The following is an 18,246-nucleotide window of genomic DNA, read 5'->3' as shown; positions in this document are numbered from 1 at the left end:
CAGGTCCTGCATGCCGGCTTTTGCGAAATTGCCCCGTTTTGCTGAAAATTCGCAACTCCTAAGGTATGGTGTGCGTTGACGCCGTGATTCGGGTATAGGCCGTTTTGTGCGGCGGAATGCGCTATGGCATGAACGTTGGCGCCCGCAGTTCGCCTGAATTCCATGGCCGGTTGCGGCCAGGGAAAAACTGAAGATGTCCGCGGGAGAGGGGAGCTCGCAATAGATGTTGAGACGGATCTCGTTGGATAAAGAGGGCGCCATGACCAATCGGCCTTCATGGAACACGAAGCTGGCCATTCGCTGGTCCGTGGTCGTGCTGTGCCTTGTTTTCTGGGCGGCCGTAATCTTTTTCATCTGGTAAACGCCCCCGTCAGATCTCGTTTGTTGCAAAGAGGACGACGCCTACCGTTTTTACGATAATCACGATGTCGAGGTAGATCGACCGAGACTGGTAGTAGTCAATGTCGAGCTGAACCCGCTCGTCATAGGTGGTTTCCGGCCGTCTTTTGACTTGCCACATACCGGTGATGCCCGGCTTCAGTGCTGTGTAGTAGTGCAGGTTCGGGCCGTATCTCTCCGTTTCCTCCAGCGAGATCGGGCGAGGCCCGACAAGACTCATATCGCCGCGCAGCACGTTGTAGAACTGCGGCAATTCATCGAGGCAGGTCATCCGCAGGATCTTGCCGAGCCAATGGACACGCGGGTCGCCGACAAGCTTGCGTTTTTCCATCCACTCCCTGTTTCGCTCTGGGTCCGTCGCCAGAAGTTCGGCAAGTCGTTCCGCCGCATCGCGGCGCATGGTCCGGAACTTGAGGCACTCGAACATTTTCCCCTGTGCACCCACGCGGGCTTGCCGGAAGATGATGGGTCGGCCGTCGACGATGACAAGCGCGATTGCGATCAGCGCGAGGGCCGGCGCAAGGAAGATGAGCGCCAGGATGGATACCGTCACGTCGATCAGGCGTTTAGACCTGCTGCCGCGTCGTGCTGCGATGGTTCCGCGCGCGGCGTGTCCTTGATGTGCAGCGCCATCAGAAACAGACAGCATATCTCTCACCCCCCCAACACCGTTCGCCATTAACAGGCTGCCAGCGGGCGCCTTGATTTACAATCGATCCTGATGGGCAAGGCCTAGTCCAATGGAGGTACACACCGGGCAGGATTGCCGTGCCGCCGGTTAAACGTCCTAATCGGCGGGAGACGGAGGCCCTTCGCTGGCAGCTTGTTCCAAGCACTGATCGAAGCCGTTTCATCGGGGCTCACCACTGCGCAGATCACTCAGAGCCGCGGCGGCGACCAGTTGGTGCCGTCGGATGTCGACCGTGCTCCGGTTGGCGCGTTGCAACACGCGACCGTAGAGGTCGATCAACGCGTCCACCCAGGATTCCGGCGTATGCGCGAGCGTGGCCGCCGCCCTGAAGCAGTTTCCGCTCATTTGCCGTACCAGTGCGTCGTTGGCAGCAAGGGAGCGCATCGCGGCGGCAAGATCCTCGACATCGGCGATGCGGAATTTGACGCCGCAGCCCAGGGCCGCAATCTCGTCCGCGAGCAAGGCGGCGTCGGTCAGGATGACCGGTATGCCGGTGGAGATGGCTTCAAGGGCCGCCAGGCCGAACGGTTCCGGTACACGCGACGAGACCACGACGGCGCGTGCGCTGCGAATGATATCCCGCATCTCGTCCTTGGATTTCCAGCCGTGAACGGTTGCCTGGGGAAACTCCTTTTCGATAAGCGCGCGGCCGGCGCCATCGCCGATGAAATGAAGCGGCACATTGGCAAGGCTTGCCGCCTTGGCTGCATCCTCGAACCCCTTTTCAGGCTCCAATCGGCCGACGAACACGAAGTTGCGGTTGGTCCAGGGCTGGAGCCCGGCGCTGAGGAAGGGAAGGACAGGATTTCGGATCGTTTCGATCTGAGCCCCGTTCGTGCCGGCGCGCTCGAAGTAGCCCCGCATCCTCTCGTGCACGACGATGATGTTTGCGGCCACCCGCTTGGTCGGGAAAAGGTGTTCGCGCAGCATATGCCGCGCCGAGCGCCAAGCCTTCTCGTGCAGGCCGCGTTTGTCGCATTGCGTTGTGAGGCAACGGCTGGACATCGGCTTCAGTTGACAGACGCGGTGGGTCTGGAAATTGACGAAGCCGCCATTGGGGCAGGCGAGGAAATAGTCGTGAGCGTGGAGGACCACGCGGTCGCGCACGGGCGCGAGCGCCCGGAAGATTGCCGGCGACAGGATCTTCGACCAACCATGAACGTGGTAGATCGTCGACGGGGTATCGCGGCTTGTGATCAGCCGGTTGAGCGCCTCGTAGACGGGCGGATCGTAAAGGCCGAGACGCATTGCGTCGCTCCGCCGTCGCTCCAGCAAGGGAACAGCGTTGAGATTGATCGTATCGGCGGCCGGCTTGTCGTCCGGCGCACGGTCGCCGGCAAAGAACGTGACCGAGATTCCGCGCTGCTGGAGCAGCTCGGCGGAAAGTATGGCCAGGTTCGTGGCGCCGCCGACCCTGGTGGAACGATCGTTGATGACGACGACGCGGTCGGGCGGCTGAACCATCATGGCGCTACTCGAGCCTTTCGACGTTCCGCGGCGCCAGCCGACCGGTGAGCAGATCCAGGAATGCGCGTGCATTGCCGCGCAGGCGGCCTTTTCGATCGACCCAGGGCTCAGGCTTCCAGACCTTGACCAAATTCGCCGCCAGATTGCGCACGATCTGCACGCTGGCGTGCCGAACGCTCATCGTGTCCTTGCGGATCAGGTAGATCGGGTTGGCGATCTGCGAGTAGCCGAACTTGATGCCCGGCGTCCTCGCCAGCTTGGTTCCGAGATGGACGCCGACGAGATTGCTGGATTGCACCACCCGACCGAGCGCTGCGGCCATCCGGCTGAAGTCGACGTCCTCCAGCCAGCCGTAAAGGGGCAGGTTCTCGTCGAAAGCCAGCTGGGCGTCGCGGACGGGGCCGGTCCTGACCGCCATGTTGCAACCATAGGCGTTGTAGACCGGCCTGAAGACCTGCGTCGATTTGGGGAGGCGATCGTCCGCTTCGATCAGCTCCAGGCCACCGTCGACCGAAATGCCCGGCCCGATGATGCCATCGGCGACCAGCGTGCCCGTGGCGATGACCACGTCTTCGTTTTCCGCGAATAGCCGCCCGACTTCCTCGATATAGGATTGCGCCATCAGGAAATCGTCGTCCAGAAAGAGAATGACATCCGACCTGGCGGCGGCGAGGATGCGGTTTCGCTGTCGACAGCTGCCGCGCTCAGAGATGATCACGATGACGCGGACCGCAAGCCCCTCCACGCAGCTCGGGTCCATATCCTCCGGCGACGAGAGGCAGACGTAAATTTCGTCCGGCTGCCGGGTCTGCCGGGCGATGAGGGGCAGGACGGCGGAGAGAATGTCTCTTCGTCCACAGCTCGGTATGCCGATGGCAACCGTTACCGGATGAACATCGGGATGATTGTCCGTTGCTGACATCATTTTCTCAACTTGCGCCATTGTTTTCGGTCCCAGCGGATGTTGGTACGGCGCGGGCCGTCGCTTCTGTTCGAAATGACGCCGAGCAGCGCGACGCGTGATTTGCCGAATGTCGCCAGGGCCTCGCCGAGCCGTTCGACGGTCATCTTGTCGGATTGCCCGAGAACCACGACGATGCCGTCGAGATAGGTGCAGATGACGCGCGTATCGGCGGAATCTTCGAACCCGGACATGTCGACGATGATCACCTTGTAGCGCTGTCTCAGCAGCTCGAGTTCTGATTTCAGCGCCGGCAGGTGGCCGTAGCGTTGATGCGCGACGGCGGCCTTGCGCGTCTGGTCGACCGTCAGAACCGGCACGCAGCGCACGGCCTTGCCGTCAAATTCCTCGACGTGCTGCAGCGCCTCGCTCGATCTGCGCCGGGAATATTGGCCGGGAATGCCCAGGATCCGCAGGCTCTCCATGCCGAAGCCCGCGCCGTCTTCGGTGGCTACGCGGCTGAGGCGGGAGCCGACGAAATCCGCATCCACGAGCAGGACCGAGGCCCCTTCGTTCATGTAGAGCTGGGCGAGGTTGGCAGCGATCGTGGTCTTGCCTTCGCCGGGACCGACCGAGGTCACGCCGATGACCGCGGACGCATTGGCCGGGAAGGCGGAATCGACGGAGTTCTTCACCCCGCGCAAGGCCTCGGAGAACCGCGAATAGGGCATGTCCAAAACCGATCGCAGCGGCAGCATTGTGGAGGCGATCGGAGGCTGATGGGGACGCGGGCTGCTTCTGAACATCGGCACATGGCCGAGCGATGTAATGCCGAGCTCGGCGCGGAGGCGCTCGCTGGAGCTGACGCGTCGGTCGAGGCCATCGCGCAGCACAGACAGGATAAGCCCGGTCGCCAATCCGAACATCAGGGAAAACGGCATGATCGTCGAAGGCTTGGGCCAGGTCTTGCCCAACGGCGCAGTCGCCGCCGTCACGATACGAGCCTTGCCGAGGGGAAAGGATTGTTTTTGCATCGCGCCGATGAGCTGCTGAAGAATACCCTCGTACATATTGCGATAGGTCGTGGCGCGGCTTTCCATCTCGGAGAGTTCGACGCGGGCGACGTTCTTGCCGGCACCCGTCGCGGTTAGATTGGCAAGCTCGCTTTCCAGCAGCTCTTCCCGGGTCTTGGCGATCTCGACATTCGACTTGTAGAACTGTTCGATGCGCAGGAATTCGTTACGAAGTGCGGCGTCCAGTCGAGCGATATCCGCCTCGGCGGCGACAATGGCGGGGTTTCCGCTGTCGTATCGGGTCTTGAGATTATCGAGCTTGGCGGTTGCCAGGCGCATTTCTTCGTTGAGCTTCTGGATCTGTGGGTTGTCGAGGCTGTCGTTGACGCTGGCGACCATCGTGTCTCTCGACATGAGTTGTTGCAGCGTCATCAGTTTGGCGGACTCAGCCGCAGTCGCGGCGCGCGCAGCCAGCATCTGGCTGCTGAGTTCGGAAAGCTGCTGCTGATCGAGTGTCGACGTGGTGCCGACCGTGGTGATGTCGTTCTTGGCCCGGAACTCTTCCACGGTCATTGCCGCTGCACGCGCCTGCGCGCCGACTTCGATCAGGCGGCTCTCCAGCCACCTGGCGCCGCTCCTTGCAGCGTCGGATCGCTCGTTCATGCCTGTCCGGATATAGGCGCCGGCAATGGCATTGGCTGTTTTGGCCGCCTTTTGCGGATCGGTGGAGGAATAACCAATCTCGAGGACGTAGGACTGACCGACGCGCCGAACGGTGACGCGCGAGAGGAAGGTGGCCATGGTGCGCCGCATCAGGTATTCGTCATCAGCCGCATTGTCTTCGGCACTTTTGGCGCCCGACGAGAAAAGCGAGCCGATCATGCTTCGGATCGAGACGCCACCGCCGACGACTTCCGGATCGTTGGTCAAGTCGAGCTGTTCGATGACGGCGCGGGCGATCGCCTCGGATTTGACGATTTCGACTTCGCTGGCGATCTCGGCTGCTTCGATGATGATCGTTCCGGTCGAGGCATCCTGGGAGGCGATGCGGCCCTGCTCGGGGTCGATCACCAGACGGACGGTCGCCGTAAAGGTCGGTGCCGTATTGAAGATGTAGAAGGCGCCGAGCGCCAGTCCGATCACGCCACAGATCGCGATGCGAACGAGGTGTCGCCGCAGGAAGTCGGAAACATCGCGGAAGGATATGTTCTCCTGACCGGCCGAACGCTTGGCCTCGAAGTTCTCATCCAGCACGATTTTTGAGATGTCATGCACGACCATTGGTGTTCCCCACGAAATACACTACGCCTCAGTCGATCTGCCGCTGCTATTGGGACTGTTCGATGCCCACCGATGTCAGGAGCTTGTTGTCCAGCGCTGCCGTCAGCGCCGAGCGAACGTCGAGCAGGTCGCCCGGATCCAGCAATGTGGTGTCCAAGACTTTGATGGCCGTGCCGTTCCCACCGCCGTGGGTTATCCAGTACTCCAGCGGCTCCAGGTCCATCGCTTTCCTATCGGCGAAACGGGAGAGGGAAGCACCGTTGATCTGCAGCAGTTGCAGCGTCGTACTGCGCTTGAGCTTCAGATCCTCGATCGCGGCTTCCGTCATCTGCAGATCGCGGCCGGCTTCGGTTCGGCGCTGACCCTGCAAGGTCACTGCGTCGCGCTCCGTCTCGCTGAGTTTCTGTTTGGCGCGCATGGCGGCCACCTGAAGGTCGAGCTTGTCGCTTTGCAGCTCGGCGACGATCCGCTCGAGCGAAGTCTGGCGCGACTTCGTCACCGTCTGGTCGTTCACCAACTTGGATATGCCTTTGAGCTCATCCTGCGCGATCTCGATCTGACGCTGCTGGACGGCCGTCTTTTCATCAAGCACGTCGATTTCGTTTTTCAGCAGGGTGCCAAGCTCGGCAAGGGAATCGAGCTGACGGCGCATGGCCTCTACCCGGGCGTCGAAGAGCGTACTCTCGTCGCGCACGATCTGCTGGATGGCGGCGCCATCGGCGACCTTGAGCGCTTGGGGAAACTCGATCTTGGTACTGTCCGTGAACTCTGCCCTCAGCCGGGCCCGACGGGCGGCGAGCTGCATCATCTCGAGTTCCATCCGGTTCAATTCGCCGGTGTAGCGGATCTGCTCCATGTCGGAGTAGCCGCCGGCAGGGTTTGTACGGCGTTCGCGTCCGCCCGCCATTGCCACCGCCTGCATCACGGTCATGCCCGGCCGGAATTCCAGCTCGCTTGGCCGGTCGACCAGACCGGTGACGTAGATCATGGGGTAGCGGACAACTTCGACGGATGTCTCCGGCGCCTTGCTGAGGCCGGTGCGCTCCTTCAGGAGGTCAGCGATCGTGGCCGCCAGTTCCGCAGGTGTTCTATCCCCGGCCTTGACTTCACCAACCAGCGGAACCGAGATCGTACCGGCAGGGGAGACGACATACTCGCCGTTGAGCGCGGTCCATTCCTTGTACTCGCCCGTCGAGGCGACCCATTCGACGATTGCGACCTTGATCCTCGTCTGCGGCTGCAGACGGAACACCGGCTCGGCCTGAGCCTGATGGAGGGGAGCAAGAGTGCTCAGGCTGATTGCCAGGCACAGGGTCGAGACACGGCCAAGGGACGACAGGCGATGTAAGATACGGTGATCGGCATGGGGCATGGGGCCTCGCAGATGTTCCTGGGCGCAACGGTGCCGGACAGATCAGCTTGGCGTGGCGCGTCGGATTGATTGTCGGCCCAAAACGTTCGAGGTAAATTCCCTGTGGTCTAATCGCGGCTAATCCCTTTAGGGGAGCAACTCTAAACCGGCGGCACCATCGGATAGGATAGCCTCTGCCGATGTCTAAACCCCGCACGGCCACTGCTGGTCGCTAAACCTTTCGAGTAGGGCGATCGTTCCTTCGGATGCACCGCCGGACCGATCTTGGCGCTGTGCACGCGAGCCCCGTCTGCCCCATGCTGCGACAGGATCGTTGCAATGGGGGAGCGCCATGCGCGTCGCAATCGTTCATTATTGGCTGGTATCGATGCGGGGCGGGGAGAAGGTGATCGAGTCGCTTTGCGATCTTTATCCCGAGGCCGACATCTTCACGCTGGTCTATGATCAGGGGCGCGTGTCCGACACGATCAAGAAACACAAGGTCACCTCATCGTTCCTGCAGCGCATTCCCGGCGCCATCGGACACTATCAATCATTGCTGCCCCTGATGCCCTTCGCGCTGGAGAGCCTCGATCTCAGCGGCTACGACCTGATCATTTCAAGCGAATCCGGGCCGGCGAAGGGGATCATCCCGCCGCCGCATGCGGCCCATATCTGCTATTGCCATTCGCCCATGCGTTACCTCTGGGATCACTACCATGCCTATCGGTCGAGTGCGGGCCTGTTGTCGCGGGTGATGATGCCGGTGCTGGCACCGATGTTGCGGACCTGGGACGTCAACACCAGCATGCGGGTGGACCGCTTTGTCGCCAATTCCCACCACGTGGCGGCGCGCATCAGCAAATACTACCGCCGTCCGGCCACGGTGATTTACCCGCCTGTCAGCACCGAGGACTTCGCGCCCTCGATACAGATCGAGGACTTTTATCTCTGCGCAGGCCAGATCGTCCCCTACAAGCGGATCGACCTGGCCGTCGAGGCTTTCACGAAGATGGGCAGGAACCTCGTCGTGATCGGCGACGGCAAGGAGCAGGATATAGCCAGGTTGAAGCGCATGGCCGGTCCCACCGTGACCTTCCTGGGGCGAGCGCCCTTTGCGGTGCTGAAGGAAAAGCTAGCACGCTGCCGCGCCCTGGTTTTTCCCGGAGAGGAGGATTTCGGCATCGTGCCGGTCGAGGCCATGGCGAGCGGCCGCCCGGTCATTGCCTTTGGCGCCGGGGGTGCGCTTGAGACTGTCGTGCCCAATCTGACGGGGCTGCTTTTCGAACAGCAGAGCGTCGATGCGCTGATCAAGGCGATCTACGCCTTCGAGGCCCGGGAAGATGCCTTCCGGCCTGATGTCATCAGGGCGCACACGGGACAGTTCAGCGTCCGGAAGTTCAAGGCCGGCATGCAGGCGGTCATCGATGACGAGCTTCGCCAGCGCCGGGCGTTGCCGTTCGGTGACGGAAAGCTGGCGATCGGCGGATACCAGATGCGCGAGGCCGAAGGCGCGACGCCGTTGCATTGAGCGCGCGGCGCCACGGACTGGTCGCGAGCCTGCGAAAGCGGCGGGTTGTGGTCTTAGAAAAGGATTTGCCGGTGCGCTGCTTTGGCTTGCTGCCGGCCGGAAGAGGTAGGCATGCGTTTCCTTGTTCGTCGGCTGGGGGCTTTCAATCGGGATGAGTTGCCCGCGTGGCGCGGCGCTCAGCCGACGTCGTTGAAGGTTCTCCTGTTCGTGCCGCGTCTCGTCGAATTCCTGGTGATGTATGCTGTCGGTTTATGCGCGCTCGCGGCAATCCTGTTGCTGATGGCGATTGGGTGGTTGACGGGACTCGACCGCAAGGCAAGCTGACGCGCAGGCGGACGAAGCGGAGAGGCTTTGCGGCCGTGCCTTCTCCGGGCCTTTCCCCCATATGAGGCCTTCGCGCCACACTGGTCCTATGCTCTGGCGATCCTATGTCTACGTTGGCGCAGCTGCGGTTCGGCAGGTGTCCGCCGGCGATTGGTATTCTCCATGATTAGGTGTTCTCTGGGAGCAACAGTCCGCCGCAAAGTTGCATGCGGGGGGCGTCGCGTCCGACGCGGTGCCTTCGAAATGTCCGATCCGCGTTCAACGGTGGCGTCTCTGTTGCTCGATTCGTTTCCCAGAAGACCGAGTGCTGTTGATCAATAACGACCCGAAAAGGAGCGAACCTATGAAAAAGAGTCTTGCGCTGACACTTGCCGCCGCCTCCCTGGCGTTTGCCGGTGCGTGGGCTGTCAATGCTGCCGACCTGCCGACCTACAAGGAAACCTACCGGGAGCCGGACGCGCGCAATGGCGTGAAGATCGGTTACCTCGATTGCAACATTGCCGGCGGTGCCGGCTATGTCCTGGGTTCGGCCAAGGAAGTCGAGTGCGTCTTCCGTTCGACTGTCGGTGCCGAGGCTTCCGACCACTATGCCGGCGCGATCCGCAAGCTCGGCGTGGACGTCGGCTTCACCACCCGCAGCCGGTTGATCTGGGCAGTGTTCGCGCCGACTGCCGGCTACCACAAGGGGTCGCTCAGCGGCATCTACCAGGGTGCGACGGCCGAAGCCACGCTCGGTGCTGGCGTCGGGGCCAACATTCTTGTCGGCGGTACGGCCGGCGCCATCCATCTGCAGACGGTCAGCGTGACGGGCCAGCTCGGTCTCAATGTCGCCGCCACCGGCACATCGATGACGCTCACCTCGGTGAACTGATTTTCTATCGGCGCGCGGCTCAGCTGCGCGTCGATGCTTCTCCTGTCTTCTTTGACGTCTTAACTTTCCGGATCGCCGCGCTGCCGCAGTCGAAGCTGAGGGCTGGGCGATCCTGCCGCGCGACCACGCTTGAGCGTCATTCCCGCAAGGCTGAATTCAGCCCATCTCCTGCACGTTCCGTCCAGCGCCTGTCTGCCAGCGCGTGTAGCGGGCCCTGCCTTCAATCGAATTTCAGGGGCCGAACTCCGGGCGGGTTTTCTCTCAACCCGCCACGAAATAGAAATGCATTTCTTATAATGCATATTGTCTATGTGTTTTATAGATTAACGGCGGCCGACAGTGGCGCTAAGACAATCTGGAACACGTGGCATGTCCTATCTTCTCAGCCTTCTCGACAAGAGCCCGATCGATCCCGGGAGTACCGCGACTGAAGCGCTGCAGGCGACCGCCAGGCTGGCGGCGAAAGCGGAGGAGTGGGGCTATCACCGCTTCTGGTTGGCCGAGCATCACAACATGACCGGCCTGGCAGGCTCGGCGCCGGAAACGCTGATTGCCTATCTCCTGGCGCGCACGTCCAAGATCCGCGTCGGCTCCGGCGGCGTCATGTTGCAGCATTACAGCGCCTACAAGGTCGCCGAAACGTTCAACCTCCTGGCGTCGCTTGCGCCGGGACGGGTCGATCTCGGCGTCGGCAAGGCGCCAGGTGGCTTTCCGCTCGCGACACGGGCGCTGCAGATCGCAGCCGATCCCGAGCGCAAGCCGGGTTTCGCCGAGCAACTGAGCGATCTCAACCACTATCTCGCACCCGGCAAGACCGAAGCGAGCGCGCTTCTGGCAACGCCATTGCCGGCGCATGCGCCGGAGCGGTTCCTGCTCGGCGCCAGCGTCGAGAGCGCCGAACTCGCTGCAGCGAAAGGCTGGCAACTGGTCTTTGCCGCGCACCTCAACGGCGATCCGGAAAACCTTGAGCGAACCGTCGCAGCCTACGAGCGCGCAACGGGCGGCGGACGGCCGATCCTGGCGGTCGCGGCGCTGGCGGCGGAAAGCGAAGAACATGCTCGAGAACGTGTGGCCGGTCTTCGCATCTTCAGGGTTTTCCTCGGCAACGGCCAGAGCGTCAATGTCGGCAGCGAGGAGCAGGCCGCCGAGTTCGCGCGCCAGGCCGGCGTCACCGACTACCGGGTCGAGGAAAAGAGCCCCAGCGTGCTGCACGGAACACCGCGTCAGGTCCGCCAGGAACTGGATGCGCTTCATCGTCGCTATGGCGTCAAGGAATTCGTGATCGACACGCCGGCCCTTCCTGCGGCCGAACGCTTCGCATCGATCGAACTCATCGCAAGAGAGCGGCTCTCGCTCGTCGCCTGAACATCCCGAAAAGGATCTCGCCCATGACCAGGAAGCCCGTGACCAGGAAGCCCATGACCAGAAAGAAAATCACCTTCGGTATCATGCTGCAGGGCCCCGGCGGCCACATGAATGCCTGGAAGCATCCGAGTGGGCCCGCAGACGCCAGCGTCAATTTCGACTTCTTCGTCGACACAGCGCGCAAGGCCGAGGCGGCCGGCATCGCCTTCGCCTTCGTTGCCGACGGCCTCTACATCAACGAACAGTCGATCCCGCATTTTCTCAATCGCTTCGAGCCGCTGACCATTCTCTCCGCGCTTGCTGCGTCCACCTCGAAGATCGGGCTCGTCGGCACGGTTTCGACCTCCTACAGCGACCCTTTCACCATCGCCCGCCAGTTTGCCTCGCTCGACTTGATCAGCGGCGGGCGCGCCGGCTGGAATGCGGTGACGTCGCCGCTGGAGGGCTCCGGCCGCAACTACGGGCGCGAGCATCCGGAACATGAGCTGCGCTATGAGATCGCCGACGAATATCTGGATGCGGCCAAGGGCCTCTGGGATTCCTGGGACGACGATGCCTTTGTCCGCGACCGCGAGACGGGCGTCTATGCCGACAAGGCCAAGCTGCGCCGGTTGAACCACAAGGGCCGCTTCTTCCGCATCGAAGGGCCGCTCAACATCAGCCGGTCGCGCCAGGGGCAGCCGGTGGTTTTCCAGGCGGGGGCTTCCGATTCAGGCATCCGTCTCGCCGGCAAACATGCCGATGCCGTCTTCACCAATGGCGGCCCGATCGAAGATGCTCAGGGCTTCTACAAGCTGATCAAGCAGAGCGCGATCGCGCAGGGGCGAAGGGCGACCGATGTCGGTCTCTTCCCGGGTATCGCCCCGATCGTCGGCTCGACCGTCGAGGAGGCGGAAGCCAAGTACCAGGCGATCCGGGCGCTGGTCACTGTCGAAGAAGCGCTGCTTTACCTCGGCCGGTTCTTCGATCACCACGATTTCAGCGCCTATCCCCTGGATGAACCATTTCCCGATATTGGCGATATCGGCAAGAACAGCTTTCGCGCGACGACAGACCGCATCAAGAAGACGGCACGCGAGACCGGCCAGACATTGCGCGAGATCGCGCTCGATGTCGCCACGCCGCGAACCGCGTTCATCGGCACTGCGGAGCACATCGCCGACGAGATCATCCGATGGGTCGATACCGATGCCGCAGATGGCTTCATCCTCGGCTTCCCGGTCATTGCCGAAGGCCTGCAGGACTTTGCCGCCCACGTGCTGCCGATCCTCGAACAGCGCGGCTATTTCGACCCGGATCTGAAGGGCGAGACGCTGCGCGACCATCTCGGGCTGCCTTACCGCCAGTCTCGCTACGCAGTGCCGACGGAAGAAATCGAGCAGGGAAGGGCCGTCGGCGCTTGAGGCGCCGACGGAGCCGCCCATGAACATGATCGTCAAGGATACTCAGGCGGCGGATCCGGTCGAGCGAGGCATCGGCGCCTATCTCGATGAGATCATCGCCCTGCGCCGTGACTTCCACCGACATCCGGAGCTTGCGTTTCACGAACACCGGACCAGCGAAATCGTCGCCGGTCGGCTCTCTTCGTGGGGCTATGAGGTGACGACCGGAATTGCCGGGACGGGCGTCGTCGCCACCTTGAGCCGGGGCAAAGGCGCACGCAGCATCGGCATTCGCGCCGACATGGATGCCTTGCCGATCGAGGAGGCAACGGGGCTTGCCCATGCCAGCCTCTATCGCGGCGTCATGCATGCCTGCGGGCACGATGGCCATACGGCAATCCTGCTTGCCGCCGCCCGTTACCTCGCTGAGGCGGGCCGCTTCGAGGGAACCGTGCGGTTGATCTTCCAGCCTGCCGAGGAGATCGGTGCCGGCGCGCGCAAGATGCTTTCGGAAGGGCTGTTTAAGCGCTTTCCCGTCGATGCCGTGTTCGGCCTGCACAATTGGCCGGGCGTGCCGGCCGGGCAATTCGGCTTCGTCACTGGAGCGGCCATGGCTTCGGTCGATCAGTGCAATATCAGGGTTGTCGGCAAGGGTGGCCATGGGGCGGAACCGCAACTGACCGTCGATCCGGTGCTGGCAACCGCGTCGCTGATCACGGCCCTGCAAAGCGTGGTCTCGCGCAACGTCGATCCACAGGAAATGGCAGTGGTCACTGTCGGCTCGATCCATGGCGGTTCGGCTTCCAACGTCATTCCCGAAAGCGTGGCGCTGAAGCTGACCATGCGGGCCTTCAACGAGACCACGCGCGGGCTTTTGGGTGAGCGCGTTCCGGCGCTGGCGCGCGCGCAGGCGGACAGCTTCGGCGCGGTTGCGGAGGTGGATTACCGCCGTGGGTTCCCGGCGCTGATCAATCACCGCGCCGAGACGGAGCTTGCCCGCAGCGTTGCGCTTGAAGCCTTCGGTCCCGGCCAGGTCGTAAGCGACTTCAAGCCGCGCACGGCAAGCGAGGACTTCGCCTTCATGCTGGAGGAGAAGGCCGGCAGCTATCTCTTCGTCGGTAATGGCGACAGCGCGCCGCTCCACAGCGCCAACTACGACTTCAACGACGCAATCATCGCGCCTGCCGCCCGCTATTGGGTGCGGTTGGCCGAAACCTTCCTCGCATGATGACGACAACGGGATTGGCGAAACCATGAGCGATACGTTCTTCTACACCAGCCCTCTCGATCCGCGCGCCAAGCCGCTGATCGACGAACTGATCGTCGAATATGACAGCCGTTACGGCACCTACTTCAGCGACGAAGGTGCCGCGGCAGAACTCAACCGCTATCCGCCGGAGGCTTTCGCGCCGCCGCATGGCAATTTCGTGCTGCTGATCCGCAACGGCGAAACGGTCGGTGGCGGCGCCTTCAAGCACTATGACGACCGCACCGCCGAGTTCAAACGCATCTGGACTCGGTCCGACCTTCGTCGCCAGGGGCTGGCGCGCAAGGTTCTGCTCGAACTTGAAGCGCAAGCCGCACGCCAAGGCTATTCCCGCATCTATCTCACGACCGGTTTCCGGCAGCCGGAGGCTGTCGGCCTTTATCTCGTCAACGGCTACACCGCATTGTTCGATGTCGACGCCGATCCGGAGATCTACAAGACGCTGCCGTTCGAGAAGGACATCACCCATCTCGTCGCGTCGCTCGCGCTTCTCGCAGAGCCGCGTCCATCGCATCCGCAGGCTGCCAATCACCCTTAGCGCCAACGTCCGACGGACGCGCGAACCACTTCCAGAGAGGATGCATCATGGCCATTCTGACCGATTATGCCGGCGCTGCCGGTGCCGGGCGAACGAGCGAACCCAATCCGGGTTATGCGCACTATCGCGTTGTGCCGGCCCGCCACCCAGGGCGCGCACTCGGCACTCTGTTTGCTGCACTGGTCATTGCCGGCGTGCTTTATTCGGTGCTGACCAATCCACGCTGGGGTTGGCCGGTCTTTGCCGAGTGGTTCTTTGCCGAGCCGGTGCTCGCTGGTCTCGGGCGGACATTGCTGTTGACGGCGCTCGCCACAGTCTCCGGCTCGCTGTTGGGAACGGCGCTGGCGCTCGCCCGGGTTTCGAAGTCGCCGCTGCTCGGCGGCCTGTCCTTCGGCTACATCTGGCTGCTGCGCTCCATTCCGCTGATCGTGCTGCTGCTCGTGCTGAACAATCTCGGTTATCTCTACGAGACGATCTCGGTCGGCATTCCCTTTACCGGCACCACGTTCTTCAACTACCCGACCACCCAGCTGCTGACGCCGTTTGCCGCAGCGTTTCTCGGGCTCACGCTCAATCAGTCGGCCTTCTTTGCCGAGATCGTGCGTGGCGGCATTCTCTCCGTCGATCACGGGCAACATGAGGCCGCTGCCGCACTTGGCCTTCCCCGTCACCGCCAGGCGTTCCGGATCGTGCTGCCGCAGGCGATGCGCTCGATCCTGCCGACGGGCTTCAACGAAATCATCGGTCTCGCAAAGAGCACGTCCATGGTCTACGTGCTGGCGCTGCCCGAACTCTTCTACACCGTTCAGGTCATCTATCGCCGCAATCTCGAAGTCATTCCGCTCTTGATGGTTGCGACCGTCTGGTATCTGGTGATCATGACTGGGTTGTCGATCGCCCAGCACTATATCGAGCGCCATTTTTCCAAGGGTGCCGTTCGTAATCCGGTTCCGCTGCCGTTCCAGGCGTTTTTCTCGCGGTTTCGGCGTCCGCTGGAAGAAGTCGCGAGCAATGGCGTTGTCGCCCGTAAGGCCGGCTTTCATGACGCGACGGCGTTCCGCGCCGGCGGTGCCGTTCGCATCCACGGCATCTCCAAAAGTTTTGGCCCGCTGAAAGTGCTTGACGATGTCGAGCTGAGCCTTCCCGCCGGCAGCGTCACCGCGATCCTCGGGCCGTCCGGCTCCGGTAAATCGACCCTGCTGCGCGCCATCAACCATCTGGAGCGGGTCGACGACGGCTTCATCTCCATCGATGGCGATCTCGTCGGCTACAGCCAGAAGGGCAACACGCTCTATGAACTGAAGGAGAAGGATATTTTGAAGCGCCGCGCCGACATCGGCATGGTGTTCCAGAATTTCAATCTCTTCCCGCATCTGACGGTGCTGGAAAACCTCGTTGAAGCGCCGATACAGGTGCGCGGCCTGAAGCGCAACGACGCGGTCCGGCTGGCGCAGGAGCTGTTGGCGCGGGTCGGCCTCAGCGACAAGATCAACGCCTATCCCCGACAACTCTCCGGCGGCCAGCAGCAGCGCGTGGCGATCGCCCGGGCTCTCGCCCTCAGGCCGAAGGTCCTGCTCTTCGACGAGCCGACCTCGGCCCTCGATCCGGAACTGGTCGGCGAAGTGCTTGATGTCATCAAGGAACTGGCGCGAACCGGCACGACGCTCGTGATCGTCACTCACGAGATCGGTTTTGCCCGCGAGGTTGCCGACACCGTCGTCTTCATGGAGGCCGGGCGGATTCTCGAGGCAGGGCCGCCCTCCCGCATCTTCTCCGCCGCGGAACATCCGCGCACCCGAGAATTCCTCGCCAAGGTTCTCTGAAATTTCCAGCCGTGCGCGGGCACGCTGGATCGAACCGACACAATCTGCAACCCAAAGATGAAATGGAGTCAAAACACATGGCATTCTTCGACAGAGCAAAGCTGCTTTTGGCAGGGGCAGTCGCCGTCGCGACACTCGGCACAGCCTCGGTTCGGGCTGAGGAGAAGTTCGACCTCAGCCCGGATACGTCCAACCGTGTGCGCACTGAGCGAAACGAAGCGGCGATCAAGGCGATCGCGCCTGACTTCAAGTTCGTGAACCCCGGCAAGTTCACCGTTGCCGTCAACCCCTGGGATCCGCCGATCGCGACCTATGCATCGGACTCGAAGACTGTCGTCGGCGCCGATCCTGACCTCGCCTCGCTGGTGGCCGATTCCCTCGGCCTCGAGCTGGATCTCGTGGCGGTCGCCTGGGCCGACTGGCCGCTCGGCGTCGCGTCGGGCAAGTATGACGCGGTGATCAGCAACGTGACCGTAACCGAAGAGCGCAAGGAAAAGTTCGATTTCTCCACCTACCGCCGCGACGTGCTCGGCTTCTTCGTCAAGTCCGACAGCCCGATCAATTCGATCAAGGAGCCGAAGGACGTGGCCGGCCTCAAGGTAATCACCGGCGCCGGCACCAACCAGGAAAAGATCATTCTGGAATGGGACAGGCAGAACGTCGCCGCCGGGCTGAAGCCGATCGAGGTGCAGTATTACGACGACCGCGCGGCCGGTGACCTGGCGCTGCAATCCGGGCGGGCCGACGTGGAATTCAATCCCAATGCGACACGCGCCTATGCCGCTTCGATCCGCAACGATACCAAGGTCGTCGGCATCGCCAGCGGCGGCTGGCCGCTCACCGCCGAGATCGCGGTGACGACCCGCAAGGGCGGCGGGCTTGCCGACGCGATTACCCTTGCTGTCAACGACCTCATCAAGAACGGCAAATACGGCGAAGTGCTGAAGCGCTGGAGCCTGACCGACGAGGCTGTGGATGCGTCGCAGACCAACCCTCCGGGCCTGCCGAAGAGCGGCTCCTGACCGTAACCCTTTGCGGGCCGGCATGTGCACGTGCCGCCGGCCCGTTCGTTCAACACCTCTTCCGGAGACGACAGATATGCTCGGTTTAGCCGCACTACGCCCCTCGTTCATCGCAGCATTTGCGACGGCACTCTTCCATCTCGGCCCTGCGCTGGCAGCCGATGGCTTCAACTTCAGTCCGGAGCAACCTGGACGCATCCGTGCCGAGCGAAACGAGGCGGCGATTGCGGTGATACCGCCAAGCTTCAAATTCGTGACCCCGGGTAAATTCACCGTCGCCGTCAGCCCCGGCGGGCCGCCGCTTGCGACCTACGCGACGGACGCAAGAACGGTGATCGGTGCGGATCCGGACTACGCCCAGGCGGTCGCCGACAGTCTCGGACTGACCCTGGAGCTCGTGCCGATCGCGTGGATCGATTGGCCGCTCGGCCTGACGTCGGGCAAATATGATGCGGTGATTTCCAACGTCGGCGTGACGGAACAGCGCAAGGAGAAGTTCGACTTTTCGAGCTACCGCCAGGGATTGCACGGCTTCTTCGTGAGGGCTGACAGCGCGGTCACCTCGATCAAGGAGCCGAAGGATGCTGCTGGCTTCAGGATCATCGCTGGCGCGGGCACCAACCAGGAGCGCATTCTTCTCAAATGGAACGACGAGAATGTCGCCGCCGGGCTGAAGCCGCTCGAACTGCAATACTATGACGACGAGGCGACGAGCCTTGTGGCCCTGGCTTCGGGCCGCGCCGACGTGATCGTCCAGCCGCACGCGCAGCTTGTTTTCATCGCCGCTCGCGACAGGAACATCAAGCGCGTGGGAACTCTGAGCGCCGGCTGGCCGGAACGGTCCGATGTGGCGATCACCACGCGCAAGGGCAGCGGCCTTGCCGATGCGCTGACCGCTGCCACCAATGGCCTCATCGAAAATGGCGCCTATGCCAAAATTCTCGACCGCTGGCACCTGGCGGAAGAAGCGCTGCCGAAGTCGGAAACCAATCCACCCGGCCTACCGAAATCCTGAAGGCG

Annotated in this window: 15 protein-coding genes; 10 read left to right on the top strand and 5 right to left on the bottom strand. The window is 62.5% G+C overall.

What is annotated here, in order from left to right:
* Positions 1-370: 370 nt before the first annotated feature.
* From BC363_RS07965 to BC363_RS07945, 5 genes are all read right to left on the bottom strand, one after another.
* Entirely contained in the window at positions 371-1,078 is a 708-nt protein-coding gene (locus tag BC363_RS07965; RefSeq protein WP_244519819.1) for a sugar transferase, read from the bottom strand.
* A 171-nt stretch (positions 1,079-1,249) separates the two neighbouring features.
* Entirely contained in the window at positions 1,250-2,557 is a 1,308-nt protein-coding gene (locus BC363_RS07960) for a glycosyltransferase family 4 protein (RefSeq protein WP_065787392.1), read from the bottom strand.
* Positions 2,558-2,561: 4 nt separating this feature from the next.
* Entirely contained in the window at positions 2,562-3,479 is a 918-nt protein-coding gene (locus tag BC363_RS07955; RefSeq protein ID WP_065787393.1) for a glycosyltransferase, read from the bottom strand.
* Positions 3,479-5,752 carry an exopolysaccharide transport family protein gene (locus BC363_RS07950; RefSeq protein WP_065787394.1) on the bottom strand — a complete coding sequence of 758 codons (2,274 nt, stop codon included), beginning with the start codon at positions 5,750-5,752 and terminating at the stop codon, positions 3,479-3,481. The genes BC363_RS07955 and BC363_RS07950 overlap by 1 nt, the downstream gene beginning before the upstream one ends.
* Positions 5,753-5,798: 46 nt before the next feature.
* Positions 5,799-7,124, bottom strand: a complete 1,326-nt coding sequence (locus BC363_RS07945; RefSeq protein WP_083223776.1) for a polysaccharide biosynthesis/export family protein — start codon at positions 7,122-7,124, stop codon at positions 5,799-5,801.
* A gap of 331 nt (positions 7,125-7,455) precedes the next feature.
* Here BC363_RS07945 and BC363_RS07940 point away from each other — a divergent pair, with 331 nt between their 5' ends.
* The 10 genes from BC363_RS07940 (at position 7,456) to BC363_RS07890 (ending at position 18,241) form a co-directional block, all read left to right on the top strand.
* Entirely contained in the window at positions 7,456-8,634 is a 1,179-nt protein-coding gene (locus tag BC363_RS07940) for a glycosyltransferase (RefSeq protein ID WP_083222430.1), read from the top strand.
* 111 nt (positions 8,635-8,745) lie between these two features.
* Positions 8,746-8,958, top strand: a complete 213-nt coding sequence (locus tag BC363_RS07935) for a hypothetical protein (RefSeq protein ID WP_065787396.1) — start codon at positions 8,746-8,748, stop codon at positions 8,956-8,958.
* 343 nt (positions 8,959-9,301) lie between these two features.
* Positions 9,302-9,829, top strand: coding sequence for a DUF992 domain-containing protein (locus BC363_RS07930; RefSeq protein WP_065787397.1), 528 nt, complete (start codon positions 9,302-9,304; stop codon positions 9,827-9,829).
* Between the two features lie 369 nt (positions 9,830-10,198).
* Entirely contained in the window at positions 10,199-11,194 is a 996-nt protein-coding gene (locus BC363_RS07925) for an LLM class flavin-dependent oxidoreductase (protein WP_065787398.1), read from the top strand.
* 53 nt (positions 11,195-11,247) lie between these two features.
* Positions 11,248-12,597 carry an LLM class flavin-dependent oxidoreductase gene (locus BC363_RS07920; RefSeq protein WP_065787399.1) on the top strand — a complete coding sequence of 450 codons (1,350 nt, stop codon included), beginning with the start codon at positions 11,248-11,250 and terminating at the stop codon, positions 12,595-12,597.
* Between the two features lie 19 nt (positions 12,598-12,616).
* Entirely contained in the window at positions 12,617-13,804 is a 1,188-nt protein-coding gene (locus BC363_RS07915; RefSeq protein WP_065787400.1) for a M20 aminoacylase family protein, read from the top strand.
* 25 nt (positions 13,805-13,829) lie between these two features.
* Positions 13,830-14,381 (top strand): GNAT family N-acetyltransferase, encoded by a 552-nt coding sequence (locus BC363_RS07910; RefSeq protein ID WP_065787401.1) that lies wholly within the window; start codon positions 13,830-13,832, stop codon positions 14,379-14,381.
* Positions 14,382-14,428: 47 nt separating this feature from the next.
* Positions 14,429-16,204: an amino acid ABC transporter permease/ATP-binding protein gene (locus BC363_RS36205; RefSeq protein WP_083223777.1), complete on the top strand. Its 1,776-nt coding sequence runs from the start codon at positions 14,429-14,431 to the stop codon at positions 16,202-16,204.
* Positions 16,205-16,281: 77 nt separating this feature from the next.
* Positions 16,282-17,226: an ABC transporter substrate-binding protein gene (locus BC363_RS07895; protein ID WP_065787402.1), complete on the top strand. Its 945-nt coding sequence runs from the start codon at positions 16,282-16,284 to the stop codon at positions 17,224-17,226.
* Between the two features lie 76 nt (positions 17,227-17,302).
* On the top strand, positions 17,303-18,241 hold the full coding sequence (locus tag BC363_RS07890; protein ID WP_065787403.1) for an ABC transporter substrate-binding protein: 939 nt from the start codon (positions 17,303-17,305) through the stop codon (positions 18,239-18,241).
* Positions 18,242-18,246 lie beyond the last annotated feature (5 nt).

It is taken from the genome of Ensifer sp. LC384 (genome assembly GCF_001695865.1).
Classification (GTDB): Bacteria; Pseudomonadota; Alphaproteobacteria; order Rhizobiales; family Rhizobiaceae; genus Ensifer.
The sequence above is the reverse complement of the archived record's forward strand: the minus strand, read 5'-3'. Positions and strand labels throughout refer to the sequence as shown.